The sequence below is a fragment of the Natronorubrum sulfidifaciens JCM 14089 genome (assembly GCF_000337735.1).
Lineage (GTDB): Archaea > Halobacteriota > Halobacteria > Halobacteriales > Natrialbaceae > Natronorubrum > Natronorubrum sulfidifaciens.
Genome location: NZ_AOHX01000028.1, coordinates 1 through 21,223 on the forward strand (window position 1 = coordinate 1; position 21,223 = coordinate 21,223).

27 protein-coding genes, 4 tRNA genes and 1 rRNA gene are annotated in these 21,223 nt (G+C 61.1%); 16 read left to right on the forward strand and 16 right to left on the reverse strand.

Going from position 1 to position 21,223, the window contains the following annotated elements; translation table 11 throughout:
* The first annotated feature begins 84 nt into the window (after positions 1 to 84).
* Positions 85 to 206: ribosomal RNA gene (gene rrf / locus C495_RS05475) — 5S ribosomal RNA — on the forward strand.
* 289 nt (positions 207 to 495) lie between these two features.
* Here the strand turns inward: rrf and C495_RS05480 are convergent.
* Together C495_RS05480 and C495_RS05485 are read right to left on the reverse strand one after the other, a co-directional pair.
* Positions 496 to 780, reverse strand: a complete 285-nt coding sequence (locus C495_RS05480; protein ID WP_008160780.1) for a PadR family transcriptional regulator — start codon at positions 778 to 780, stop codon at positions 496 to 498.
* Positions 781 to 1,069: 289 nt separating this feature from the next.
* Positions 1,070 to 1,264, reverse strand: a complete 195-nt coding sequence (locus tag C495_RS05485) for a cold-shock protein (RefSeq protein WP_006182670.1) — start codon at positions 1,262 to 1,264, stop codon at positions 1,070 to 1,072.
* Positions 1,265 to 1,817: 553 nt separating this feature from the next.
* On the opposite strand from C495_RS05485, the gene C495_RS05490 reads away from it, so the two are divergent.
* Together C495_RS05490 and C495_RS05495 are read left to right on the forward strand one after the other, a co-directional pair.
* On the forward strand, positions 1,818 to 2,927 hold the full coding sequence (locus C495_RS05490) for an aminopeptidase (RefSeq protein ID WP_008160792.1): 1,110 nt from the start codon (positions 1,818 to 1,820) through the stop codon (positions 2,925 to 2,927).
* A gap of 395 nt (positions 2,928 to 3,322) precedes the next feature.
* Positions 3,323 to 3,937, forward strand: a complete 615-nt coding sequence (locus tag C495_RS05495; protein WP_008160794.1) for a DUF309 domain-containing protein — start codon at positions 3,323 to 3,325, stop codon at positions 3,935 to 3,937.
* Between the two features lie 174 nt (positions 3,938 to 4,111).
* Here the strand turns inward: C495_RS05495 and azf are convergent, their stop codons facing one another.
* Positions 4,112 to 4,855, reverse strand: coding sequence for an NAD-dependent glucose-6-phosphate dehydrogenase Azf (azf, locus tag C495_RS05500; protein ID WP_008160796.1), 744 nt, complete (start codon positions 4,853 to 4,855; stop codon positions 4,112 to 4,114).
* A gap of 122 nt (positions 4,856 to 4,977) precedes the next feature.
* On the opposite strand from azf, the gene C495_RS05505 reads away from it, so the two are divergent.
* From C495_RS05505 to C495_RS05515, 3 genes are all read left to right on the forward strand, one after another.
* The gene (locus C495_RS05505; RefSeq protein ID WP_083902450.1) at positions 4,978 to 5,346 is read left to right on the forward strand and encodes a dihydroneopterin aldolase family protein; all 369 of its coding nucleotides are present in this window, start codon (positions 4,978 to 4,980) and stop codon (positions 5,344 to 5,346) included.
* A gap of 160 nt (positions 5,347 to 5,506) precedes the next feature.
* Complete coding sequence (locus tag C495_RS05510; protein WP_008160799.1) at positions 5,507 to 5,782, forward strand: hypothetical protein; 276 nt, start codon at positions 5,507 to 5,509, stop codon at positions 5,780 to 5,782.
* 141 nt (positions 5,783 to 5,923) lie between these two features.
* Positions 5,924 to 6,358, forward strand: a complete 435-nt coding sequence (locus C495_RS05515) for a DUF5790 family protein (RefSeq protein WP_008160801.1) — start codon at positions 5,924 to 5,926, stop codon at positions 6,356 to 6,358.
* Positions 6,359 to 6,416: 58 nt separating this feature from the next.
* On the opposite strand, the gene C495_RS05520 is transcribed toward C495_RS05515, so the two are convergent.
* Positions 6,417 to 7,154 (reverse strand): creatininase family protein, encoded by a 738-nt coding sequence (locus C495_RS05520; RefSeq protein ID WP_008160803.1) that lies wholly within the window; start codon positions 7,152 to 7,154, stop codon positions 6,417 to 6,419.
* Between the two features lie 122 nt (positions 7,155 to 7,276).
* Here C495_RS05520 and C495_RS05525 point away from each other — a divergent pair, with 122 nt between their 5' ends.
* Positions 7,277 to 8,188: a phosphatase PAP2 family protein gene (locus tag C495_RS05525; protein ID WP_008160806.1), complete on the forward strand. Its 912-nt coding sequence runs from the start codon at positions 7,277 to 7,279 to the stop codon at positions 8,186 to 8,188.
* A gap of 101 nt (positions 8,189 to 8,289) precedes the next feature.
* Positions 8,290 to 8,634, forward strand: a complete 345-nt coding sequence (locus C495_RS05530) for a DUF5789 family protein (protein ID WP_049890168.1) — start codon at positions 8,290 to 8,292, stop codon at positions 8,632 to 8,634.
* Between the two features lie 3 nt (positions 8,635 to 8,637).
* On the opposite strand, the gene C495_RS05535 is transcribed toward C495_RS05530, so the two are convergent.
* Positions 8,638 to 10,638: an ABC transporter ATP-binding protein gene (locus tag C495_RS05535; protein WP_008160809.1), complete on the reverse strand. Its 2,001-nt coding sequence runs from the start codon at positions 10,636 to 10,638 to the stop codon at positions 8,638 to 8,640.
* A 69-nt stretch (positions 10,639 to 10,707) separates the two neighbouring features.
* Positions 10,708 to 11,202, reverse strand: coding sequence for a DUF192 domain-containing protein (locus C495_RS05540; RefSeq protein WP_008160810.1), 495 nt, complete (start codon positions 11,200 to 11,202; stop codon positions 10,708 to 10,710).
* Between the two features lie 61 nt (positions 11,203 to 11,263).
* On the opposite strand from C495_RS05540, the gene C495_RS05545 reads away from it, so the two are divergent.
* A tRNA-Val gene (locus tag C495_RS05545) sits at positions 11,264 to 11,337 on the forward strand.
* 198 nt (positions 11,338 to 11,535) lie between these two features.
* On the opposite strand, the gene C495_RS17930 is transcribed toward C495_RS05545, so the two are convergent.
* Together C495_RS17930 and C495_RS05555 are read right to left on the reverse strand one after the other, a co-directional pair.
* A complete protein-coding gene (locus tag C495_RS17930) occupies positions 11,536 to 11,721 on the reverse strand; it encodes a hypothetical protein (RefSeq protein WP_008160811.1) in 186 nt (61 codons plus the stop codon).
* Between the two features lie 189 nt (positions 11,722 to 11,910).
* The gene (locus tag C495_RS05555) at positions 11,911 to 12,357 is read right to left on the reverse strand and encodes a DUF7344 domain-containing protein (RefSeq protein WP_008160812.1); all 447 of its coding nucleotides are present in this window, start codon (positions 12,355 to 12,357) and stop codon (positions 11,911 to 11,913) included.
* A 224-nt stretch (positions 12,358 to 12,581) separates the two neighbouring features.
* On the opposite strand from C495_RS05555, the gene C495_RS05560 reads away from it, so the two are divergent.
* A tRNA-Phe gene (locus C495_RS05560) sits at positions 12,582 to 12,655 on the forward strand.
* A 318-nt stretch (positions 12,656 to 12,973) separates the two neighbouring features.
* Here C495_RS05560 and C495_RS18045 read toward each other — a convergent pair.
* Positions 12,974 to 13,141: a hypothetical protein gene (locus C495_RS18045; RefSeq protein ID WP_008160814.1), complete on the reverse strand. Its 168-nt coding sequence runs from the start codon at positions 13,139 to 13,141 to the stop codon at positions 12,974 to 12,976.
* Between the two features lie 128 nt (positions 13,142 to 13,269).
* Between C495_RS18045 and C495_RS05565 the strand changes: the two genes are divergently transcribed.
* The gene (locus tag C495_RS05565) at positions 13,270 to 14,127 is read left to right on the forward strand and encodes an alpha/beta fold hydrolase (RefSeq protein ID WP_008160816.1); all 858 of its coding nucleotides are present in this window, start codon (positions 13,270 to 13,272) and stop codon (positions 14,125 to 14,127) included.
* Positions 14,128 to 14,267: 140 nt separating this feature from the next.
* Here C495_RS05565 and C495_RS05570 read toward each other — a convergent pair.
* Positions 14,268 to 14,340: transfer RNA gene (locus C495_RS05570), tRNA-His, on the reverse strand.
* Positions 14,341 to 14,495: 155 nt separating this feature from the next.
* On the opposite strand from C495_RS05570, the gene C495_RS05575 reads away from it, so the two are divergent.
* Complete coding sequence (locus C495_RS05575; RefSeq protein ID WP_008160818.1) at positions 14,496 to 14,951, forward strand: DUF5814 domain-containing protein; 456 nt, start codon at positions 14,496 to 14,498, stop codon at positions 14,949 to 14,951.
* 3 nt (positions 14,952 to 14,954) lie between these two features.
* On the opposite strand, the gene C495_RS05580 is transcribed toward C495_RS05575, so the two are convergent.
* Together C495_RS05580 and C495_RS05585 are read right to left on the reverse strand one after the other, a co-directional pair.
* Complete coding sequence (locus C495_RS05580; protein ID WP_008160819.1) at positions 14,955 to 15,362, reverse strand: ribbon-helix-helix protein, CopG family; 408 nt, start codon at positions 15,360 to 15,362, stop codon at positions 14,955 to 14,957.
* Positions 15,363 to 15,449: 87 nt separating this feature from the next.
* Entirely contained in the window at positions 15,450 to 16,208 is a 759-nt protein-coding gene (locus C495_RS05585) for an SDR family NAD(P)-dependent oxidoreductase (protein WP_083902449.1), read from the reverse strand.
* A gap of 50 nt (positions 16,209 to 16,258) precedes the next feature.
* Between C495_RS05585 and C495_RS05590 the strand changes: the two genes are divergently transcribed.
* Positions 16,259 to 17,224: a VOC family protein gene (locus C495_RS05590; protein WP_008160822.1), complete on the forward strand. Its 966-nt coding sequence runs from the start codon at positions 16,259 to 16,261 to the stop codon at positions 17,222 to 17,224.
* Positions 17,221 to 17,898 carry an alpha/beta hydrolase gene (locus C495_RS05595; RefSeq protein ID WP_008160824.1) on the forward strand — a complete coding sequence of 226 codons (678 nt, stop codon included), beginning with the start codon at positions 17,221 to 17,223 and terminating at the stop codon, positions 17,896 to 17,898. Before C495_RS05590 ends, C495_RS05595 begins: the two co-directional genes overlap by 4 nt.
* A 59-nt stretch (positions 17,899 to 17,957) precedes the next feature.
* Here the strand turns inward: C495_RS05595 and C495_RS05600 are convergent, their stop codons facing one another.
* Complete coding sequence (locus C495_RS05600; protein ID WP_008160826.1) at positions 17,958 to 18,599, reverse strand: RPA family protein; 642 nt, start codon at positions 18,597 to 18,599, stop codon at positions 17,958 to 17,960.
* Between the two features lies 1 nt (position 18,600).
* Positions 18,601 to 19,530 carry a hypothetical protein gene (locus C495_RS05605; protein WP_008160827.1) on the reverse strand — a complete coding sequence of 310 codons (930 nt, stop codon included), beginning with the start codon at positions 19,528 to 19,530 and terminating at the stop codon, positions 18,601 to 18,603.
* 132 nt (positions 19,531 to 19,662) lie between these two features.
* Here C495_RS05605 and C495_RS05610 point away from each other — a divergent pair, with 132 nt between their 5' ends.
* The gene (locus C495_RS05610) at positions 19,663 to 19,974 is read left to right on the forward strand and encodes a DUF7091 family protein (protein WP_008160829.1); all 312 of its coding nucleotides are present in this window, start codon (positions 19,663 to 19,665) and stop codon (positions 19,972 to 19,974) included.
* A gap of 120 nt (positions 19,975 to 20,094) precedes the next feature.
* Here the strand turns inward: C495_RS05610 and C495_RS05615 are convergent, their stop codons facing one another.
* Positions 20,095 to 20,319 carry a CDGSH iron-sulfur domain-containing protein gene (locus C495_RS05615; protein WP_008160831.1) on the reverse strand — a complete coding sequence of 75 codons (225 nt, stop codon included), beginning with the start codon at positions 20,317 to 20,319 and terminating at the stop codon, positions 20,095 to 20,097.
* Positions 20,320 to 20,454: 135 nt separating this feature from the next.
* Here C495_RS05615 and C495_RS05620 point away from each other — a divergent pair, with 135 nt between their 5' ends.
* Positions 20,455 to 20,748, forward strand: a complete 294-nt coding sequence (locus tag C495_RS05620) for a DUF7521 family protein (RefSeq protein WP_008160832.1) — start codon at positions 20,455 to 20,457, stop codon at positions 20,746 to 20,748.
* 139 nt (positions 20,749 to 20,887) lie between these two features.
* Here C495_RS05620 and C495_RS05625 read toward each other — a convergent pair.
* Positions 20,888 to 20,959 (reverse strand) — tRNA-Thr (locus C495_RS05625).
* Between the last annotated feature and the right edge of the window lie 264 nt (positions 20,960 to 21,223).

Consider the following 21,223-nt stretch of genomic DNA (forward strand, 5'->3'; position numbering starts at 1 on the left):
GGGAAATCCGTTTCGCCGCCTTCATTCATACTTCATCCGCGACCGACAGTGGTCTGACGGCGGTTCGATTCCGCCGGTCGGCATTACAGCGGCCAGAGCGGCGAGGTCCCTCCCGTACCCATCCCGAACACGGAAGATAAGCTCGCCTGCGTTACGGCGAGTACTGGAGTGCGCGAGCCTCTGGGAAATCCGTTTCGCCGCTTCCATTCATTCGTTATTTCAACTCGAGAGCAGCGGCTTCTATACAGTTGTCCGACGGAATGTGCATGTCTCGATCGGCAGCAGATCCGGCTACAACATCGGAGTCACAGGCACAGTGCTCGAGCGACGGTGGGCTGGTCGAGACGAGTGGAGACTGCGATGGCTGGTCGCGTATGCTACAGTGGTGTGGGCGTGTCGGGTGGTACCGTGAGATAGTGTCTGTAACTATCGTGGCCACTGCCCGCCAGTGCATGCCCGCTCGCACGATGGCCCGACGATCGGGTGGAACCCGGTTTAGGTGGTACTAGAGTCGAGATACTGTTGCTCCCACGCCCTTCGTGCTTCGATCTGCTCGAGGCCGCGGTCACTGATGGCGTAGTAGTTCGTTCGCCGGTCGAGTTGTCCTTTTTCGACAAGTGTTTTGTTGACGAGCGTATCGAGATTGGGATACAATCTGCCGTGATTGATCTCACTGTTGTAATACTGTTCGATTTCGTCTTTCACATCTTGGCCAGACGGCTGGTCGGCGCCGGCGATCACGTACAAAAGATCGCGTTGAAACCCGGTCAGATCGTCCATGTTGTAACCACATGGATACACCAACTAACCGACTATTTGTTATCGCACTCGTATCAACGGTCTCGCGACCGTTTTGAGAGACTAATAACGAGCCAGATCATGGCCAGCCGGTTCGAGATCGGTAAGAAGATGCTACTACGGTCGGAGTGAGATGACGGTTCGATGGCGAACTCGCACTGGTAGCGTTGTCACTCGGAGGCGAGTCAGCGTAACGCTGTCGCTTTCGAAAGTAGTGTTTGAAGAATGAATAGTTGAATGTGAAACCCGTTACCGAACGTAGAAAGCCGTATTACAGGCGGGTGACGTTGGTGGCGCGGGGGCCCTTAGGGGCCTGTTCGATGTCGAATTCGATCTCTGTACCTTCTTCGAGGTCCGGACCGCCAACGTCTTCCATGTGGAAGAAAACGTCATCGTCTGCGTCGTCCGTCTCAATGAAACCGTAGCCGCCTGTGTCGTTGAAGAAATCAACGTTTCCTTTCGCCATTGCAATCAAAGAGTGTGCCCCGCCACGGATAACAGTTGTGTTATACTCGTCCTCTCGAGAGTCAGACACACACTTGATTGAAACGGCAGAGAATTCGCTTTTCGAGCCTCGAAATTCGCGTTTCAGAAAAATCAGTCTCGTGAGTAGATCGTTCTCATAACCGTGAGAAGTGACTGTTGCGATCGGTTTCTGGCTGATTTCGGGTTCGACTGAGTCCTGTGTGACGCTTGTTGATTTCATAAAATAACCTGTTCACGAGCAGAGTCCGTACAGCCAGCACGACTCGAGCAGGACGTGTGATGGAAACAGTGTGTGCAACCAACGCAGAGTTCGTGACCGTACCGGTTGCGGTGTCGGAACAGTTTTGTACCCCGTTGGTTCGCGTCCGGCGAGACGGACTGCTGTCAATCGTGTCGGTGCACTCTCAGGGTGGCCACAATTCGATGTGTGTGTGGTCCAGTCACTGTTGCTGTGGACGGGCAACAGACGGTCGGTAACAGTCTATTGTCGATGAACGGGCGGCGTTTAATAACTGCCCGCGAGAGTGGTGAGTATGGACGAACGCGTTCGCGAACACGCCGAGGTACTGGTCGACTGGAGCGCTCGCGTCGAAACGGGCGACAACGTCGTGCTTGCAGTGGGTGTCGATGCCCACGAGCTCGCTGTTGCGGTCGCCGAACGTCTCGGTGAACGGGGTGCGAACCTGCTTGCGACCTACAGTTCCGGCGAAATCACGCGCGCGTACCTTCAGGCTCATGACGGTGAGTTCGACGAGAACCCGGCTCACGAACTCGCCCTGGTCGAGCACGCGGATGTCTACCTCTCGATTGGAGGTGGCCGAAACACGAGTGCAACAGCCGATATCTCCAGCGAGACTCGACAGGCGTACAACAGCGCACGGGCGACAATCCGTGACACGCGGCTTGGAACACGCTGGGTGTCGACGGTCCATCCAACGCGATCACTCGCTCAGCAGGCCAACATGTCCTACGAGGCCTATCAGGAGTTCGCGTACGATGCGATTCTCCGGGATTGGGAGTCACTGGCGGACGAGATGGCCCGATTGAAAGCGGAACTCGATGACGGGTCCGAAGTCCGACTCGTCTCGAGTGGGACCGATCTCACCATGCGAATCGACGGACGGACGGCAGTCAACAGCGCGGCCTCGGTCGCTTACGACTCGCATAACCTCCCCAGCGGCGAGGTGTTTACCGCACCGTATGCGACCGACGGCGAGGTGCTGTTCGACGTTCCAATGACGATCCACGGCGAATCGGTCCGGAACGTTCGCCTCGAGTTCGACGCTGGCGAGGTCGTCGAGTACGACGCTGAGCAGGGAGAAGACGTGATCGCTGAAATCATCGACACTGACGACGGTGCGCGCCGACTTGGTGAACTCGGGATTGGGATGAACCGCGGAATCGACCGCTACACCGACAACATTCTCTTCGATGAGAAGATGGGGGAGACGGTTCACCTCGCGCTCGGACGAGCCTACGATGCGAATCTGCCCGAAGGGGAGACCGGAAACGAGTCGGCCGTTCACGTCGACTTGATCACCGACGTCAGCGAGGCATCGCGACTCGAGGTCGATGGCGAGGTCATCCAGCGAAACGGTCAGTTCCGCTGGGAGGAGGGGTTCGACGCGTCACCGACACAGTAATCGACTCCGCAGCTGGATGTGTGTTCAGTAGGACACTGTTACTGTCCGGTCGGCAGTTGGTTATGTATTGCTACCGCTGGACAGAACAGTAGAAGCCACTGCATAATAATGGGGCTGTCCGGGTTCGACTCGAGTACCGCCCGCGACCGGTGGCGGCCAGTAACCGGTCAGGGAGTCGCTGTTCTCCCCCTTCCACAGTTGTCTGTCCGCCCCCGCCGGAGGCGGTAGGTATCCGGCGACCACGGTTTTCGAAGATCGTCTCATAATGAGTCGCGGAACTATCGAGACACCCGAGTGGAGCGGGTACCGCTCGAGTTCGAGTGTCTCAGGACGTCCAGGAATTGCGATCAGTCGCTGTCCGACAGTCTCTCGAAGCTCGAGTTCCAACGCAGAGTATGCGCGATCAGCTCCGAGCAGGGGCCGCACTCTACAACGCGGGCTACTACCACGCCGCCCACAATGCTTGGGAGGACCACTGGCTTGACCTCGAGGCCGACACTGACGACGAGCGACTGCTCCACGGGTTGATTCAGAGTACAGCCGCTGTTTTTCACGCTTGCGAGCGAAACTGGGACGGTGCCGTCGGAGTGGCGGACAGCGCCCTCGAGTATCTTGCGGTGCTTCCCCCGACGTATCGCGACGTTTCACTCCCAGCTATCCGAGCGTTTCTGTCGGAGTTGGCAACGGACCCGGAGTGTCTCGAGCGCCGACCGCCCGTTCGGCTCACACACGACGACGAGGTCCCGACGCTGTCAACGCTCGAGTTCGGACCGACGGCGATCGTAGCCCCGATTCTCGCCAACGAACTGGGATTCGACCAGGAACCGATCGAACAGGCTCGGCGATACGCCGAACAGGATCTGGAAGCCGGCAACGACGGCAGCCGATTCATTACGTTGCTGTTCGATTTCGTCCGCGATGAGACACACCGTGAAATCATCTACCAACGGCTGTGCAACCACGCCAGCCGTCGGCAGGCGCGAGAAGAAGACGTCGAGGGCTTGTTCTGATACTGTCGGACAGCAGTCAGTGAGAAATCGGCAGCGAATTCACGGCCATCACTTTTGAATCGTTCTGTCCGACAGTATGAGGACTGGGTGCTCGTAGCCGGAGACAACCCATTGGGTAAGAATCCGAATAGCGTTGGCTCGAGAAGAGTGATCCTCGAATAGCCCCAGCGACTGTCAGTCGTGGTGAGCGGAGTTGTCCTGTGGGTCGTAGCCAAGTGCCTCACGGGCACGCTCGATCGAGTAGTATTTGCGGTCGTTGTCGGAGATGCCGTAGACGATTTCGTAATCGTAGTCGGCGCGAATGCAGCGATCGAACAGGTGTGCACAGTCTCGATAAGAGAGCCACATCGCTTGCCCGCGCTCGTAGTCGATCGGTGGGTGTCCTTCCGTGAGGTTTCCGATTCGGACGTTGACGACCGAAATGCCGTACTCGTCGTGGTAGTAGCGACCGAGTGACTCGCCAGTGACCTTCGAGACACCGTAGAGGTTGCCGGGCCGCGGAAGTTCCGTCCCGTCGAGCAGGTAGTCGTCGTCCGCCCGATACATCTCGGGGGTACGTGCTTCGGTCTCGAACGCGCCGACGGCGTGGTTCGAAGAGGCGAAGGCGACCTTTTCGACGCCGGCGTCGACAGCGGCCTCGTAGACGGTCTGGGTGCCGTCGATGTTGTTCGTCAGAACGCTCTCCCACGGGGCGGTCTTTCGGGGATCGCCCGCGAGATGGAGGACGACATCGATGCCGTCCATCGCCTCGCGGACGGCCTCCTCGTCGGTGATGTCTGCGACGACGAACTCGCCCGGATGATCGTCCGTCGGCGGATCACGATCCAGTAAACGCCACTCGTGTTCGTCTGCGAGGCCGCCAAGGATGGCTGTCCCGACTCGACCCGCAGCCCCAGTAAGCAGGACTGACTGTGCCATTCGTTCGATGTGAGGCGTACCGTCGATAAGTAACGTGCGATTCCGCGCTGGCGTGGTTGGTGGTCGCACGAGCCACTGCTCGGATCGGAATCGACTTGCCGACGGCACGTGAGATCTCACACATGTCGACTGACACGACCCCCTCCGACGCCGAGGCCGCCTGCTTCGAGGCCGGCATCAAGTTTGGCACGCTGTACCACCAGTTCGCCGGCACACCGCTCTCACCGTCAAGTGCATCCAGTCTCGAGGCAGCGATGGAAGAGGCAATCGAGAACCAGCCCCACTGTACCGACGTGACCGTCACCGTCCAAACTGACGCACTCGAGGCCGAGTTGGCCGAGTCGACGGCAGAGTACACCGAACTGACGGGCCGATTTCTCGAGGTCGAAATCGTCGTCGACTACGAAGGAATGGAGGTCCTGACCAGAATGGAGATGGAGGACGGCTATCCGTTGATGCGGGTTGTCTCCGTTCGCGACAGCGACTGCTAGCGTCGAGGTTTGATAGGGATTGCTGTCGTCAGTGACCGCCGATTACCAGCCACGGATCGGCGATCGGCGGGAAATTGGGACAACAGTCCCCCTCTCAGCGGATCGGAACGCGCGTTCCTCGACAGAAGTTATATCTCTCCATACATGATGTCGAGGTACGATGAGTGACAGCCGGTCGGACGACCCACCGGACGACGACACAGAACGGCCATGGCACGACCCCGAGGAGTTCCAGATGACGACCTCGAGTTCGCCGTCTCTGCGAACTGACCGCAACCAGTTGGGGTTGCTCATCGCTCTCGTCCTCGCAGTCGTCGCCGTGGCGGTACACGTCTCAGCGGATCACACAACTTTCGTAACGGCGGTTGTTCTCGCTCTCGCGGTGCTCATCGCAGCGATCTCGATTCCGTACGATACGTTCCGTGACCGTGAGTGAGTACACTGTGAACTCGGTGACAGAGACAGGTCATCCCTTTCGAAATCGATCTGCCGTCCCGTCGAGATCGCGCCTCTCTTCCCGCATTTCACTTTCACTTTCGGGCTACCTTTTAAACACAGTCCCGATGAAAGGACACGTATGAGTCAAGCGACACTCGGCGACGACGAGGAACTGTTCGGTGAAGCGGCCAACGAGATGCGTGAGGACGTCGAATCCTCCCTCGAGGAGGCCTGGGGGGCGCTCCCGGCTGCCGACGCCATCTGGGAGACCGATGCCGACAACGTGCTCGGCGTGCTCAACGGGTTGAACTCCGCGCTGAATGCCGGTGACGCCGAAGATCATCTGCGTGACGCCAAAAAGTGGTTCACGATGGGCCAGCGCGCGGATGCCTTCGAGGATGCCGAGGATTTAGAGGACGAAATCGCCGACCTCGAGGCCGCGATCGAAGACCTCTCCGAGGCGGGCGAACAGGTCGGTGAACTCACGTCGACGATCCCAGCGCTTCGCGGGACGTTACAGGACATCGACGAGACGGACGAAGCCGATGCGGACGCCGAAGAAGACGAGGAGTAACAGGGACAGTCGCGTCGTCCATTTCCGACGGGCATGCCTATCGTCCGTCAACACCCCGTTACCGACGGTCGGGCCGTGAGATGTCGCGCTCGGCGACGGCCTCGAGCAGCCGAGCCAGTTCGTCCCCGGCCAACTCGAGCAGTTCTTCGCCCCGCGTTTCGTCGCCCGCGCTCGGATCGCCGACGACGCCGTTGTCGGTAAACTCGGCCGAATCGTAGGCCAGGTTCGTGTGGCTTACCCACTCACCCCAGCGTTCAGCACCGCCAGCGCTCGCTTCGTCGATCCGATCTTCGCGGACGAGGTCGGGCTCGCAGTGGCGAAGCAACGCGGTCTCGAGTGGGCCACCGTGGCCCATGTCGGCTGAGTGGTCGCCGACGGCCTCGAACCAGGTAAAGGGGACGACATAGGCGTTTCCGGCTCGCGTAACCGTCGCGCCGATCTCTCGAACGGCGTCGACGTTGCCGCCGTGGCCGTTGACGATGACAACGCGCTCGAGCCCGTGGGAAGCGAGGCTCTCGATGGCCTCGCGGACGTAGCTTCGAAACGTCTCCGGGGAAACCCACATCGTCCCGGGGAACTGGCGGTGCTCCTCGGCGATGCCGACCGGAATCGCCGGGGCGCGGACGACCTCGCTGTCAAAGCGCTCGAGGCCGGCGTCGGCGACCGCTTCGGCAGTCAGGACGTCCGTGCCAAGCGGCGCGTGCGGGCCGTGTTGTTCCGTGCTGCCGACGGGAACGACGGCGAGGTCGGTCTCGAGGTCGCGGATATCCGTCCACGTTGCATCGGTGAGATTCATGCGGACATACTCCCGCGGCGTGGGCATGAAACCCTCGGTGACTGCATCGGGCAGGGCACGTCTCTCGAGGGCTTGCAGATGCCACTCCGGCTGCTATAGCCTCGTCTGTCGGACTGAGTGGTATGTATCGCGGTGGCGATCTCCTCGAGACGCTTCACGGATCGATGCCCGAGTGGCTCTTGCTCTTGGCTGCGCTCGTCACGCGTCTTGGCGATGTCTGGGTCGTCATTTCGATAACAATCGCGGCTTCGTGGCTGCTCACGTGGCGACGATCCACTGGCGAAGCCAGTCCATCGCAACACGGTGTGACGAACACATCCGAACCGCCGCCTGCAGTCTGGATGGTCGGCGTCGTCGTCGGCGGACTGGCAGTCATGACGGCACTCAAATACAGTTTTGCGTTGCCCCGGCCGGAACTCGTCGCAGCAACTCCTAGTGCGGTACCACCAGCGCTCGAGTCGACCTACGTCGCTACGGTAACGCTCGGCGGCTACGGCTTTCCGAGTGGGCACGCGCTTGGGGCAACGGTCGCCTACGGCCTGCTGGCACTGACAGTTCGAACTGGAACACGGCGCGTTCGGTTCGCCGTTGCGGGCGTCATCGTCCTCGCAGTCAGTCTCTCTCGAGTCGTCCTCGCCGTCCACTACCCAGGCGATATCGTCGCTGGAATCGCTGTCGGCGGTATCTATCTCATAGCGATGGTGTGGTTCCTCGGGCGCTCGCCGTTCGATCGAGTCACGACTGTCTTCACACTGGCACTTGGGTTTGCGCTCGTCTCGATAGCCATCAGTGGCGCTGCGGGCCGGTCAGTGACGTATGCAGCACTCGCTGCCGGTGGGCTTGCTGTCTGGGCATTCGGCCATCGGCGGCTTCGCCCGTTCTCACTGTCGCGGCTGACATATCACACCGGGTCGGCGACGGTGTCAATCGGACTGCTCGTCGGACTCGCTGCGCTTGACGGGAGCGTGGCTGCAGTCGGTCCGGCTGCTGCGATTGGAGCGCTTGCAGTCGCACTCGCTATCATCGTTTCATGACCGTCGATCAGGAGAGGGGCGGCGTTGTCGATGCCATCCGGTCGCTCCCGATGGCGAACGCAGGGCCAACCGGTTTCCGCCGTCTCGTCGACCCCTCGAGTATGAGTGACGATAGTCGCGAACTCGGCGTCGAACTCGGCGGCCTGGGTGACGACCTCAAGAGCGCGGAGTATCCGATGAGCGAAGCCGAACTGTTCGATCAGCACGGCGACAAGGAGATCGAAATGGGTGACGAGACAGCGACCCTCGAGGAACTGCTCGAGCCGCTAAACGAAGACGAGTACGAGTCGGCAGACGAGATCAAACAGGCAATCATGAACATGGTCAGCGACGACGCGATCGGGCGGAAAAACTACAGCGACCGAACGCCGCCCGCGATGGGCGAGGACCGCCAAGACGAGGGTGCGCCGGACCAAGAGGGACAGCGCGAACAGGAGTCGTTTTAGCTGTCAGTCGTCGGTTTCGACTTCCGTCCTCGCCTGACGGCGCTGGGCACGTTCGATGAACTCCTGTGGCAGTTCGTCGATCTCGCCGGCTTGAACACCCCAGAGGTGGGAGTAGAGCCCATCGTTCTCGAGCAACTGCGTGTGGCTGCCGCGTTCGACGATCTGGCCGTCCTCGAGGACGAGGATCTGATCGGCGTCTTTGATCGTCGAGAGCCGGTGGGCAATGGCGAACGTGGTCCGATCCTCGGTCAGGTCGTCAATCGAGCGCTGAATGAGCATCTCGGTCTCAGTGTCGACGTCACTGGTGGCCTCGTCGAGGACGAGGATATCGGGGTCTTTGAGCACCGCACGGGCGATGGCGACGCGCTGGCGCTGGCCGCCGGAAAGTTTGACGCCGCGTTCGCCGACCATCGTATCGTAGCCCTCGGGGAGGTTCTGGATAAACTCGTGGGCCTCCGCCGCTTTGGCGGCCGCGACGATCTCCTCGCGGCTCGCATCGAACGTGCCGTAGGTGATGTTCTCCTCGACGGTTCCATAGAAGAGAAACGACTCCTGGCCGACGTAGCCCATCGACTGGCGGAGACTCGAGAGCGAGACGTCGCGAACGTCCTGTCCGTCGACCCGGATCGCACCCTCGTCGACATCGTACAGCCGAAGCAAGAGTTTGAGCACGGTCGATTTGCCGGCCCCCGTCGGGCCGACGAGCGCGACGGTCTCACCGCCGTCAACGTCGAAGGAAATGCGGTCGATGATCCTGTCCTCGTGATCGTCCTGTGAGCCGCCACTCGAGTCGTCGCGCTCCGAGGCCGTCTGTGCGCCACTGTACGTCTCGTACGTAAAGCTCACGTCGTCGTACTCGACAGCACCCTCGGTGACCTCGAGTGCGTTGGCGCCGTCGTCGCGTTCGATCCGTCCATCTTCGTCCATCAGACCGAAGATACGTTCGCTCGAGGCGGCTGCACGCTGGTACATGTTGATGACCTGCCCGAACTGGGCCATCGGCCAGACGAGTTGCTGGGTGTAGAGGATGAAGGCGACGAACGTCCCGGTCTGGAGGGTGCCCGTAAACGGTCCCGGGCCGCTGCCGGTGAAGATCCAGTAGCCACCGACGGCGAACGTGAGGACGAAGCCGACCCCCGAGATCAACTGGAGGGCGGGGAAAAACCGAATGCGAAGCCAGATCGCCTCCCAGTTCGTGTCGTAGTACTTCCGAGAAACGTCCTCGACACGGTCTGATTCGTACGCTTCCGTGTTCGAGGATTTGATCACACTGATCCCACCGAGATTGTTCTCGAGTCGGGAGTTCACGTTCCCCACTGAGGAACGGACCGCGGCGTATTTCGGCTGGATCTTCTTGACGAACACGTAGGTGAACCCCGCGATAAACGGAACGGGGGCGAGCGAGACCAGTGCCAGCTGTGGGTTGAGCCAAAACAACAGCCCTGAGATCCCGACGACCATCACGATCAGTCGCGTCGCCGAGTTCATGCCCTCGTTGAGAAATCGCTCGAGTTGGTTGACGTCGTTCGAGAGCACCGACATCATCTCGCCGGTCTGCTTGGAGGCGAAAAACTCCATGTCGAGTCGCTGCATCTTGTCGTAGGTCGCGGTCCGAACGTCGTGTTGGATCTCCTGTGAAAAGGCGTTAAAGCCCCAGTTTCGAAGCCAGTGAAAAAGCGCGCCGAAGGCAAACGAGGCCGCGATGGCGATGGCGACGAGCCAGAACTGTCCGCTCGCGGTCGCCGGGAGCCACGCCTCCGGCAGGAGGACGAGTGGCACCTGATCGGCGAAGACGGCATCGCCGAAGATGGCGTCGATCGCAACCGCGAGCATAAGCGCTGGCAGTAGATCGAGCGCCCGCGCGAACACACTCGAGATCAGTCCGACGGTGACGGGTATCCAGTACGGACGGCCGTACTCGAAGAGCAGCCGACGCATCGGACTCTCGACCCGGTCTCGCTGATCCTCGAACGGGTCGTCTTTCTCCCAGTCGACATCCTGCATTACATGCGCCTCGGGTGTCGCTGCGGATAAGGGTTTGCGAGGGAGCAACGATCTCGGATCGGCGGCGCGTCACTCGTAGTCGATAACGACCTCATCGCCGGCGTCCATGCCGGTGTCGTCGGCGTAGCCGCGTGGCACCTCGAGGACCCATTTCGCCTGCCCAGTATACTGGAGGTCGTTGCCGTCCTCGCCCGGTTCGGGCGCGCGGGCGTGTTCGATCGACGTGATCTCACCGTCAGCGCCGATGAAGATGATGTCGATGTCGAAGTCCATCTCCCGCATGACGTACGTTCGCTCATCCTCGCTCGAGTGGACGAACAGCATTCCCGTGCCGTCATCGAGCGATTCGTGGTCGCTCAGGCCGGTGTAGCGCTCGGACGGCGTGTCGGCGACTTCGACGTCGAGGGCAGCCAACTCGTCACCGGTGTCGCCATCGAACACTTGCACATCGGCTTGGGATTCCGCCCATGGTGGCGTCACGATCCCAAGCTGCAAGACGAGCAGGCCGATCAGTGAAACGGCGAGAACGGCAATCAGCACCGACCAGACGCGCTCGAGAGCCATACCGATTCTTCCAGCGCGAGAAAGTAAAGGTTATTCGGACGGGGTGACTCCTGTCGAATACGGGCTCGTGGTCTAGCTGGTCATGACGCGGCCTTTACAAGGCCGAGGTCGGTGGTTCGAACCCGCCCGAGCCCACTACTACTGCTGCGAGCAAATCGCGAGCAGCAGCATCGTGATGCGAGCGGCGGTTCGAGTTAAACGAGACGCGCGCAGCGGAGTGAGCACGTCTCGGTGTGGTTCGAACCCGCCCGAGCCCACTTCTTGCGGCAAGCAAACCCGCGAGCAGCAGGTGTAAACGGCGAAACCGTGACGAATCGTCAGGTCAGCAACCGACTACCGCTTGGCGGTGAGGTCCAACCACTGTGACGACCAGATCCACTCCGATGTGGATGGTCGGTCGTCCTCCATTGTCGCGATTCGGACGCCGACGATACCGGCGTTCGAATGCGGGTGCCATTCTTCCGGAACTGGTGCTGGCCGAAACGACGTGCGGTCTCGAGTGTTGAGCAGACGGCTCATGTGCTCTCCTCGAGGGATTCCTGAATAGTTACGGAGCCACTGAAGCACCGAAATCGGTGGCTGTGTCAGTGTCGACAACGGTATCACGAGATTTCCGCCTCGCCAGCAACGGATGCCGGAGAGCCATCCCTATCAAAACCGCTCTCGTTCTGCAGTCACATCCAGATCGTCGCTGATCGCTCGCCGTCGTTAGTGTTTGAGGCGCGCGACGTTCTCCCGGATCTGGCCGAGCAGTCCGTCGCCGGATTCTGTTTCGAGGGCGGCATGCAGCGTCGAGTTCTCCGGTTCGTCCTTGACGACGACCCGGAGATAGGGCTCGAACTGCGTGAAGTTATCCGAGAGGACGACGGTGTGGTTGTCCTCGTTGTGGTCGACAACGCCTGCATCGGCCAACTTCGGCACGTGACACTGGACAGACGAGACGTAAACGCTCTTGTACTCGTTTTTCGCGACCTCGTCCGGTGGAACGTCGAGTTCCCAACCGGCGACCTGTTCGGCCAATGTCGACAGTTCGATCGGATCGTCCCGTCCGCGAAGCGCATAGAGAAGGTATCGCCGTCGCCGGTTTGCCAGTAACTCGAGGATGGTGTCTGCAGAGAGCTTTTGCACGTCCCGATCTGAGGTAAGTGCTGCCATAACACGATATTACTCGCCAGACCGGAAAAGGGTGTCTTGAATATCTAAAAATCCAACAGACGATAATCAACGGTTGGTATACGCGAGTGTATCCATTGCGTTACTGTGGATTGCTGTTCCTAATCGGGGGAGACTGGCCGGACTCGAGTAAGTCAGTGGTAACCATACACGATGCGCCGCCGATTCGAAATCCTTTTTTATATCATCGACAGATATTGAGATGCGCCGCCTTAGCTCAGACTGGGAGAGCACTCGACTGAAGATCGAGCTGTCCCCGGTTCAAATCCGGGAGGCGGCATCCCTTTTCCACGCGATTGACACTCGAGAAGCTGTCGGAATCGACTGAAGAAGGAGCTGTCCCCGTTCCCGCGAGCAGAGCGAGCGGGAAGTCGAAAGGCGAGCGACGGCGAGCCTTTCGGAAGTTCAAATCCGGGAGGCGGTATTTCTACTGCGAGCAACGTTTCGAGCATCAGGAACCTGGCTGAGCGGTTTTGTATCGTCGGTAGCGCGTCCGAACCCCGACACTCCCGGCAGTCCACCGACAAACGAGTTGTGAATGGGTTGATGGTCGAAAGCGAAACGAGAGACAGCGCATGGCCGAGACAGACAGCTGCGATCAGTCGCCGACGTAAACCGTCTGCAGCCGCGTGCCACAGTTCGGACAGCAGAGCGTCTGCCACTTCGTCGGATCTAATCCACCCATTGTCTTCGTGCGGCGGGCGTCTTCGAACGCCACCGTGGTCCCACAGCTGTCACACTCGAACGGGCCGTCCGTGGCTGGCATCGTGCGATCGTACGGGTGGTGTGGTAATGGGTGTTGTCCGAACCGCACTCGCTCGAGGTGGCCGAATCGGTCACACGGATGACGACCGCAGCCGAAGAGTGAACTAGTGTCGTGTGTATGTGTGATATGTGCACATTCCTGCGAAATCGGAGAACATCGAACACGGCCTCGCGCGTGTCAACGGCGTCAAGCTACACTACGTGACTGCCGGAGCGGGACCGCCGCTGGTTCTGTTGCACGGCTGGCCACAGACGTGGTACGAGTGGCGCAAGGTCATCCCCGATCTCGCGACCGATTACACCGTTATCGCGCCGGATCTCCGCGGATTGGGCGACTCGTCGGTTCCCACGTCGGGCTACGACAAAGACACCGTCGAAACGGATATCCGTGCACTCGTCTCCGAACTCGGGTTTGCCGACGAGCAAATCTCGCTCGTGGGCCACGACTGGGGGATGGCGACGGCGTACGCCTACGCAGCACAGTACCGCGGTGAGGTGGCCGCACTTTGTGTTCTCGAGGCGGGCATTCCGGATGTCAACGAGGCGGACAAACGCCGGCTTTGGCACACGCGCTTTCACAGTGTGCCAGATCTCCCCGAACGACTCGTCGCCGGGCGTGAACGGCTGTATCTCTCGTGGTTCTACAAGAAAGGCGCGTACGATCCCACTGCGATCGACGATACAGCCCGCGACGAGTACGTCCGCTGTTATACGCAGGCCGGCGGACTCTGTGGCGGCTTCGAGTACTATCGCGCTTACGACGAGGATGCTGCGAACAACGCCGCCCACGCCGAGGACCCTCTCGAGATGCCCGTGCTCGCACTCGGCGGGGCGGCCTCGTTTCGCGACCGCCCGATCGACGATATGAACGCGGTCGCAACCGATGTCGACGGCGAGGTCGTCGAGCGTGCCGGACACTGGATTCCCGAGGAGCGGCCGGCGTACTTCGTGGATCGTGTAACGGGATTCCTTGAAGAGTCGTTATGAGTCGGGACTCGAGGGCGACGTACCGAAACTCAACCGAGTGCGAGACTCGAACCACGGTCGTTCCGCTCGCGTTGCTCGCTTCACTCGCTGGTTCGATCTCGACGGATTCCTGTGGCTCACGAATTTGTTCGCCGCAGAAGGTCCGGGTGCGAGAATCGAACCCGCGTCTCAGCCTCCACAAGGCTGAAGGATAGTCCACTACCCTAACCCGGACACGCTTGCAAGACAAGATAGGAGCGGTTGGCCTGAAATACGTTACGACTCGCGCACGAGTGTATGCGTGTTCGTACCGCGAGAGGACGAGGCACAGCTGTGGCCGGGCGTGACCGGGACGTTTTTCGCCCTACGGGCGCTACGGCCATCAACGCGTGGCTATCACCGACAAAATCTACGTCAAAAACCACCGCCAGCTCAGCTCCCAGCTCGAGACCAACATCCCAAAGGGGGCGTTCAAAGGCGCGACGCTTGATATCCTCTTTCAGGGTGCCGGACTCGAGAAACTCGACGAGGCGACTCGCGATCGGGTGCTCGATTTCGCACAGGACTTTCTCGACTGCGACTGTGACAACAACCCCTACTGTGGCTGCCCCGAGCGGAAGTTTATCCAGTATCTCCTCGAGTTGCGTGCACAGGGGCTGGGGCCGGACGCGATCGTCGACGTGATGACCGACGACTACATGGTGTATGCCTACTCCGGCGACGTGCTCTCGTTTCTCGACAACGGCGTTCGGACGCTCGAGGCAGCCGAAGCGCTCGCCCGCGTCGAGGGTGCAGATGAAAAATACGACGAGATCCACCGGGCAAAACAGAACCTCGCGAGATAGTCGCTATCGCAACTGATAGCGGTCATCGTCGCCGTCTAACTCATCGAGCAACAGCACTTCGTCTTCTTCTTCCTCGAGTCGATCCTGTAACTCGTTGACGTAGGCTTTGTACTCGTCGAGCTGTTCGCGGAGATGGTCGGCCTCGAGTTCGAGGCGCTCGTGTTCGCGGATGAACCGTTTTGGGACTTCAACGGTCGGCGGAAACGAGTGGCCGTCGTCGCCCTCCCCCGCGTTCGACTTGAGGTCGTCCTCGGGGACGACGGCGACCTGGCCGTCGTGGTCGACGAGCAAGTCGACGTAGTCCCGAAACACCGCGGACAACGAGATGTCGCGTTCGGCGGCGATCTCTTGGAGCGCCTCGAACGCGTCCTCGTTTACGCGAAACGAGATTGTCTTGTTCTTGTTGCCCATTGCTCGCTACGTTAGCCATCATCGCACTTAACCGTTCGTCAGACTGGACTGTGCTATCTGGACGGACACAGCGGCGGTGACCGGCAGTCAATCGACGAGCCAGCCACCGTCGACGTCGACGGCAGTGCCGTGCATGAACGACGCCTCGTCGCTTGCAAGGAAGGCAACGACCTGTGCGACCTCCTCCGGGCGGGCGTAGCGCCCAGCTGGCGTTCCGTCGACGAGTTCTTGGACCTCGTCGGGTGTCTCGTCGATTAGCGATTCAGTCATCCCGGTCTCAATGAAGCCTGGGCAGACAGCGTTTGCGCGAATCTCGGGGCCATAGTCGTGTGAGAGTTGCTTTGTGAACCCGATCACGCCGTGTTTCGAGGAGGTGTAGGCGGCACCGCCACCGCCAGCGACCTTGCCGGCGATCGAAGCCGTGTTGATGACGACACCTTCGTCCTCGCCCTCGAGAAGTGCCGGCAGCGCCGCTTTCGTGAACAGAAAGACACCCTTGAGGTTGATGTCCAGGACCCGATCCCACAGTTCTTCGGAGGTCTCTCCGGTTGGGGCGTAATCGTCGAGGATACCCGCGTTGTTACAGAGCACATCGATCGTGCCGTACTCTTCGATCGCTCGTTCGACGACGGCCTCGACGCTGTCCGGATCGGAGACATCGCCGACGACGCCGGTTGCCTCGCCACCGTCGGCCGTAATTTCGCTCGTGAGTTCGTCGAGCCCGTCCTCATCGACGTCGACGACAACGACGGATGCTCCGTTATCGGCGAACTCGAGTGCCATTGATCGACCCATTCCCGACGCGCCACCGGTAACAACGACTACACTGGTGGAAACTGAAACCATACGACACGTTCGTCTGTTAGTGTTAAAAACATCACCCACCAATGTCAACTATGCTCACTGACACGCCGGGAATCCACCACGTAACTGGAATCGTCGGAGACGCACAAGCGGCGATTGATTTCTACACGGGCGTCCTCGGCCTCCGGCTTGTCACGCAGACGGTCAACTTCGAGGACATCCTGCAACACCACCTCTACTTCGGCGACGCGGCCGGGACGCCCGGAACGGTTCTGACACTGTTTCCCGACCCCCACGGCGACGTCGGTCGCGTGGGACCGCCACAGGTCGAATCGGTTGCGTTCGTCGTTCCGAACGACTCTCTCGAGTACTGGCACACACGGCTCGACCAGCACGACATCGCAGTCGATGGGCCACGCGAGCGATTCGGCGACCGCTGTCTACGATTGGAAGATCCCGTCGGAACGCGCCTCGAACTCGTGGTCGACTCGTCGAGCACCGTCCCGTCCACTGGAATCGAACCGTGGACGGACGGCCCGGTGCCGACGGAGCGGGCGATCCACGGACTCCACGGCGTGTCGGTGCTGTCGGTCAACCCCTATGCGACGGCGAGCACGCTCGAGACGCTGGGCTTCGAGCACGAAGCCGAACAGGGGGATCGGATTCGGTACCGATCGTCGGGGACCCGAGCGGCGGTCGTCGATATCCTCGAGCGCGACGCCGACTTCGGCCGCGAGGGACACGGGACGATCCACCACGTCGCGGTGCGCGTCGAGTGCGAGGACGACCTCCACAAGTGGCGCGAACTGTTCGACGACCGTGGCTACGACGTCTCGCGGGTCAAGGATCGCCACGTCTTCCATTCGCTGTACGTCCGCGAACCGGGCGGCGTGCTTTTCGAACTGGCGACTGACACCGACGGCGTCGCTGCGAGTGGCGTCGACGGGCAACCCGGCGAGTCGCTGTACCTCCCCGACTGGTTCGAGCGCGACCGCGACCTGATCGAGAGCCAACTCCCGACGCTGACGGTGCCAACGGCCCACACGCGCGACCGATGACTGGCTCCGATCGCTTCATGGACGCCGTCTCGGGCCCGCACGCCGGTCAGCCGTTGGTGACGGCTGGTGCGCCCGCGCTGGCTGCGGCTGCCGCGTTCATCGTCTGTCACGGCCGCGGCGCAACGGCGCAGGGCGTGATCAACCTCATGAAGCCAGTCACTCGCCACGGCGTCGCCGTCCTCGCTCCGCAGGCCGAGCGAAGCCGCTGGTATCCACGTCGGGCGAGCGCACCACGGGCAGCCAACGAGCCGTGGCTTTCCTCGAGCGTCGACTGCGTCGGGGCCGCCCTCGAGGCCGCCCGGGCAATCGATATCCCGCCCGAACGAACCGTCATCGGCGGCTTCTCGCAGGGGGCCTGCGTCGCCGCCGAGTTCGTTCGTCGACGGCCCACCCGCTACGGCGGGCTTGCCGTCCTCTCAGGAACGCTACCCGGTTCGAATGACGAACTCGAGGCAACGATGGTCGACGGCTCGCTCGAAGGGACGCCGGTGCTCGTGGCCTCCGGCGGGGCTGACCCACACGTCGACCGCGAACGCATCGCTGCGACGTGTCGTGTCTTCGACCGAGCGGGCGCATCGGTCGACGAGCGCTGCGATCCCAACGCGGGCCACGAGGTTATCGACGACGGATTCGACGGCGTCGACGGGATGCTCGAGGCCGTTATCGACAGCTGAGCCGAACCGCTCGAGTCGTCTCCAATGTGAAAAAGAACGGAACCGGGAGCCGACCGGTTTCAGACCGTCGCTTCGGTGTCGTCGCGCTCGACGGTCTCGAGACTCTCGAGGGCGGCGACGACGTCGTTGCGGTAGTTGATGACTGGCGAGTCGTATCGCTCACGAGCCATCTGGGCGTACTCGTTTGTGGGTGCCGTCGAGGCGCTTTCCGGGGCTTCCTGTTCGGCTTCCCATTCCTCGTAGGCCTCGATTCGGTCGAGCGTTCGCTCGGCGGTTTCGACGACCCAGCGGTCGCGGGTTGCGTCGTCGACGACCGCAATCGACTCGGGTCGGACGGAGACGTTGACTGTGCCGTCGTCGGTCTCGTAGGTTCGTGGTTTGCCGACGATGGCGACGTACGCTGGTGGCTCCGTATCGCGAAGGGCGGAGGCGGCCTCGGGCTGATACTGGCCGGCGTAGACGAAAAAGGTCCCCGTCGGATCAACGACGCGACCGCGCCAGTACTCGCTGTCGTCGCCGACGTCTTCGGTCTCGGTCAGGGTGCCGACGATGAACACGCGGTTTGCGCGGTCGCCAGTCGGGAGCAGCGCGTAGTTAGGCGCGCGCTCGTCGTCGCTTTCTTTGAAGGTGTACGTCGAGTCGTTGAATTCGGAGGCGAAGACGCGGCGGGCGACTTCGCGGGTGAGTTCTGCCTGGCTCATGTTACATCGACCTCGCTTTGATCAGCAACTGTTCTGGATCGGCTGGCCCGTCGAGTTCAGCGACGTCGTCGGCCAGCACGTACCGGCCGAACGTCGGCCCCTCGATTCGGTAGTAGGTGCCGACGATGTCGTCCATGATCTCGTCGGCGACGACGGTCGTATCGAGCGCGTCCATCGCCATATCCTTGGCCTCCTCCAGGCTCAGGCCCGTCAGGTCCTCGGTGGCTTCCTTATCGAAGATGACCTCGTGGGCGTCGAGCCCGTCGTCGACGACGGCCTTGATTCGGAGATCGAACTCGCCTTCGACCTCGCCGTGTTCGTTACAGCGGCCGTTCTGGAGGACGCGCGTGCAGTCGTCCTCGGGACAGCGCTTGATGAGGCCGCTGCCGCTTTGCATGTCGACGAGTGCGCCTTCGATCTCGCTCGTGTCGTTGCCGACCTCGAGGTCCTCCTCGAGTTCTTCGATCACCGTCGTCGAGTTGAGTTTGACCGAGTACCGGCCCTGATACTCGTCGGTGACGACGTTCTGGAGTTCGTAGACGCCGCCTTCCTCGAGCGTCGGCAGCTCGGATTTGGCCCACTTGGTGAACTTGATCGTCCCCGTCGGGTCGCCCAGCAGGCCGACCTGTGCGACGGAATCGCTGCGGGGGTCCCAAAGTTCGATTACCTTCGCGGTGAGGTCGATCCACTGCTCGGGTTCGTCGACGTCCTCGACGTTTGCGGCCTCGCTCCCGCCGCGCGAGATGTCCTCGCGCTCGAGGTCGGCTGCCTCGAGGTAGTGGTTCGTGACGCTCCGTCGGGCCTCGTCCATGGGCACCTTGTACTCGTCGACGAGCGTGCGCAGGCGCTCCTCGACGTCCTCGACGGCAACGTCGATATGGTCTGAAAACTGGTCGTGTATCTCGTCCGCGTGCTGTCGTACGTCGCTCATTGTGTCACGCCTCCTCTTTCGTTTCACTGGGAGGCATACGCTGGTTCGCTCCCGATCATATTTAAACTGCCGCCACCGGAGCGAAAGTGAACGCCGACGGGACTATGGTGTCGGCGTTCGAACAGACGGGTAATGGCGGATCGTCGTCGACTCGAGCGGTTCCTTCGCTCGAAACTGCAGGAGGCTGGCGAGCAGTACGAACAGGTCCGCGGCTCGACGACCGAGCAACTCGGGGAGGCTCGTGAGGCGTACGAAACGGCGAAAAACGCCCGCAGCCTCCCGTCGGACGAGGAGGGACGGGCGAAAATCGTCTGTCGGCGCTACGCCGAACAGCGGGCGGCGATGCTCGACGACCAGTATCGGCCGGCCTGTTTCGAGGACGGCCATCCGGACTGTGAGGGCTGTGCCGAAGACGTCCGTGAGGGACGGATCGAAACGTGGTGAGTGTCGTCCGGACAGCCCAGTCAGACGGTTCGTTGTAACGGTTTCCTAGTGGGACCGCAAGAGCGGTCGCGGCCCCATCAGAAATGACTCCCGACGGCCCGTATCAGTGGCCGGTCGATCTCACTCGTCGGTGACGACACGGTCGACGACCGACCGCTCGCCGTTTTCATACACGTACGTCGTCTCCGACTCCTCGCCGTCGGTCTGTTGGTGACTCCCATCGCAAAACGGGAACGATTCCGAGAGTCCGCACTGACAGACCGCGATATCTCCCTTCTCGTCGTCGAGATCCGAGGGGTCCAGTTTCCGCGGCCCCGTGGCCTCGAGTTCAACTAACCGTGTCATAGTCGTGGCTTCGAACGGCAACACCGAAAAAGAACGGGTCACACCAGCGCAATCCGGTCGTAGAAGACAGTGGCTGAAATCGTCGTGAACACAAGGTACTTGGGCCCTGTTTGTGATTTCGAACTACGAACCAGTATGAGCTTCCACGATACAGGGCTGCCAGTTGCGATTTTGCTCGCAGTCGTCAAGACGCTTATCCTGCTCGTGGGGAGCCTGATCACGTTTTTCGCGTACAAAGCCTACCGTCGGACCCGACAGCGCGCGCTCGGCCTGCTCGCCGTCGGGTTCGGGCTCGTCACGCTCGGGCTGGTGCTTGCCGGCTTCCTCTATGAACTCCTCGAGGTCTCGTTGATGACGGGCATCCTCCTCGAGAGTCTACTTATGCTCGTCGGCTTCGTGATTATCGCACGCTCGCTGTACGTCACGTAATCGGCTGGCTGACTGTGAGGACGGCGGTCGACAGTCGAATCGCACCGTCGTCGACGCTCCGCTCTCGAGACGTGACCCGGTCTCGAAAATCGGTAGACCAGTGGGTGGTCTCTCTCGAGTATCGTTGTGAAATGAAAGAAGCCTAGGCCGGGATTTGAACCCGGGCTCTCGTCCTTACCAAGGACGCGCTTTACCGCTAAGCTACCCAGGCGCGCATCTTCTCGTTGTCGCGAGTTAACTTTATGAGTTTCGATTCGCCACCGGGCGTGGGGTGGTATACCCCACCTCGATCCGGGGTGAACCGTCAGTGATCCGTCGCCGACGTCGCTCGATCGGTTGCGTGGTCCTCGAGCGCCTGCTCCGACAGCGACGCCACGGGGTCGCCGAGACAGTCGGGTGCGGGTGGAAAGGTGGTGCCGGCGTCGTCGGCGATCGACTCCGCGGTTGCGAGCAGGTGCTGTCTCTTATACACATC

Excerpts from the sequence above, each read along its gene's own strand:
- C495_RS05520 (WP_008160803.1), bottom strand. The coding sequence starts at position 7,154 with ATGAATCTCACCGATGCAACGTGGACGGATATCCGCGACCTCGAGACC.
- C495_RS17930 (WP_008160811.1), bottom strand. The coding sequence starts at position 11,721 with ATGAGCCGTCTGCTCAACACTCGAGACCGCACGTCGTTTCGGCCAGCA.
- C495_RS05580 (WP_008160819.1), bottom strand. The coding sequence starts at position 15,362 with ATGGGCAACAAGAACAAGACAATCTCGTTTCGCGTAAACGAGGACGCG.
- C495_RS05535 (WP_008160809.1), bottom strand. The coding sequence starts at position 10,638 with ATGCAGGATGTCGACTGGGAGAAAGACGACCCGTTCGAGGATCAGCGA.
- C495_RS05490 (WP_008160792.1), top strand. The coding sequence starts at position 1,818 with ATGGACGAACGCGTTCGCGAACACGCCGAGGTACTGGTCGACTGGAGC.
- C495_RS05595 (WP_008160824.1), top strand. The coding sequence starts at position 17,221 with ATGACTGGCTCCGATCGCTTCATGGACGCCGTCTCGGGCCCGCACGCC.
- C495_RS05495 (WP_008160794.1), top strand. The coding sequence starts at position 3,323 with ATGCGCGATCAGCTCCGAGCAGGGGCCGCACTCTACAACGCGGGCTAC.
- C495_RS05540 (WP_008160810.1), bottom strand. The coding sequence starts at position 11,202 with ATGGCTCTCGAGCGCGTCTGGTCGGTGCTGATTGCCGTTCTCGCCGTT.
- C495_RS05590 (WP_008160822.1), top strand. The coding sequence starts at position 16,259 with ATGCTCACTGACACGCCGGGAATCCACCACGTAACTGGAATCGTCGGA.
- C495_RS18045 (WP_008160814.1), bottom strand. The coding sequence starts at position 13,141 with ATGCCAGCCACGGACGGCCCGTTCGAGTGTGACAGCTGTGGGACCACG.
- azf (WP_008160796.1), bottom strand. The coding sequence starts at position 4,855 with ATGGCACAGTCAGTCCTGCTTACTGGGGCTGCGGGTCGAGTCGGGACA.
- C495_RS05485 (WP_006182670.1), bottom strand. The coding sequence starts at position 1,264 with ATGGCGAAAGGAAACGTTGATTTCTTCAACGACACAGGCGGCTACGGT.
- C495_RS05510 (WP_008160799.1), top strand. The coding sequence starts at position 5,507 with ATGAGTGACAGCCGGTCGGACGACCCACCGGACGACGACACAGAACGG.
- C495_RS05620 (WP_008160832.1), top strand. The coding sequence starts at position 20,455 with ATGAGCTTCCACGATACAGGGCTGCCAGTTGCGATTTTGCTCGCAGTC.
- C495_RS05605 (WP_008160827.1), bottom strand. The coding sequence starts at position 19,530 with ATGAGCGACGTACGACAGCACGCGGACGAGATACACGACCAGTTTTCA.
- C495_RS05610 (WP_008160829.1), top strand. The coding sequence starts at position 19,663 with ATGGCGGATCGTCGTCGACTCGAGCGGTTCCTTCGCTCGAAACTGCAG.
- C495_RS05525 (WP_008160806.1), top strand. The coding sequence starts at position 7,277 with ATGTATCGCGGTGGCGATCTCCTCGAGACGCTTCACGGATCGATGCCC.
- C495_RS05615 (WP_008160831.1), bottom strand. The coding sequence starts at position 20,319 with ATGACACGGTTAGTTGAACTCGAGGCCACGGGGCCGCGGAAACTGGAC.
- C495_RS05530 (WP_049890168.1), top strand. The coding sequence starts at position 8,290 with ATGAGTGACGATAGTCGCGAACTCGGCGTCGAACTCGGCGGCCTGGGT.
- C495_RS05600 (WP_008160826.1), bottom strand. The coding sequence starts at position 18,599 with ATGAGCCAGGCAGAACTCACCCGCGAAGTCGCCCGCCGCGTCTTCGCC.
- C495_RS05505 (WP_083902450.1), top strand. The coding sequence starts at position 4,978 with ATGTCGACTGACACGACCCCCTCCGACGCCGAGGCCGCCTGCTTCGAG.
- C495_RS05555 (WP_008160812.1), bottom strand. The coding sequence starts at position 12,357 with ATGGCAGCACTTACCTCAGATCGGGACGTGCAAAAGCTCTCTGCAGAC.
- C495_RS05480 (WP_008160780.1), bottom strand. The coding sequence starts at position 780 with ATGGACGATCTGACCGGGTTTCAACGCGATCTTTTGTACGTGATCGCC.
- C495_RS05585 (WP_083902449.1), bottom strand. The coding sequence starts at position 16,208 with ATGGTTTCAGTTTCCACCAGTGTAGTCGTTGTTACCGGTGGCGCGTCG.
- C495_RS05515 (WP_008160801.1), top strand. The coding sequence starts at position 5,924 with ATGAGTCAAGCGACACTCGGCGACGACGAGGAACTGTTCGGTGAAGCG.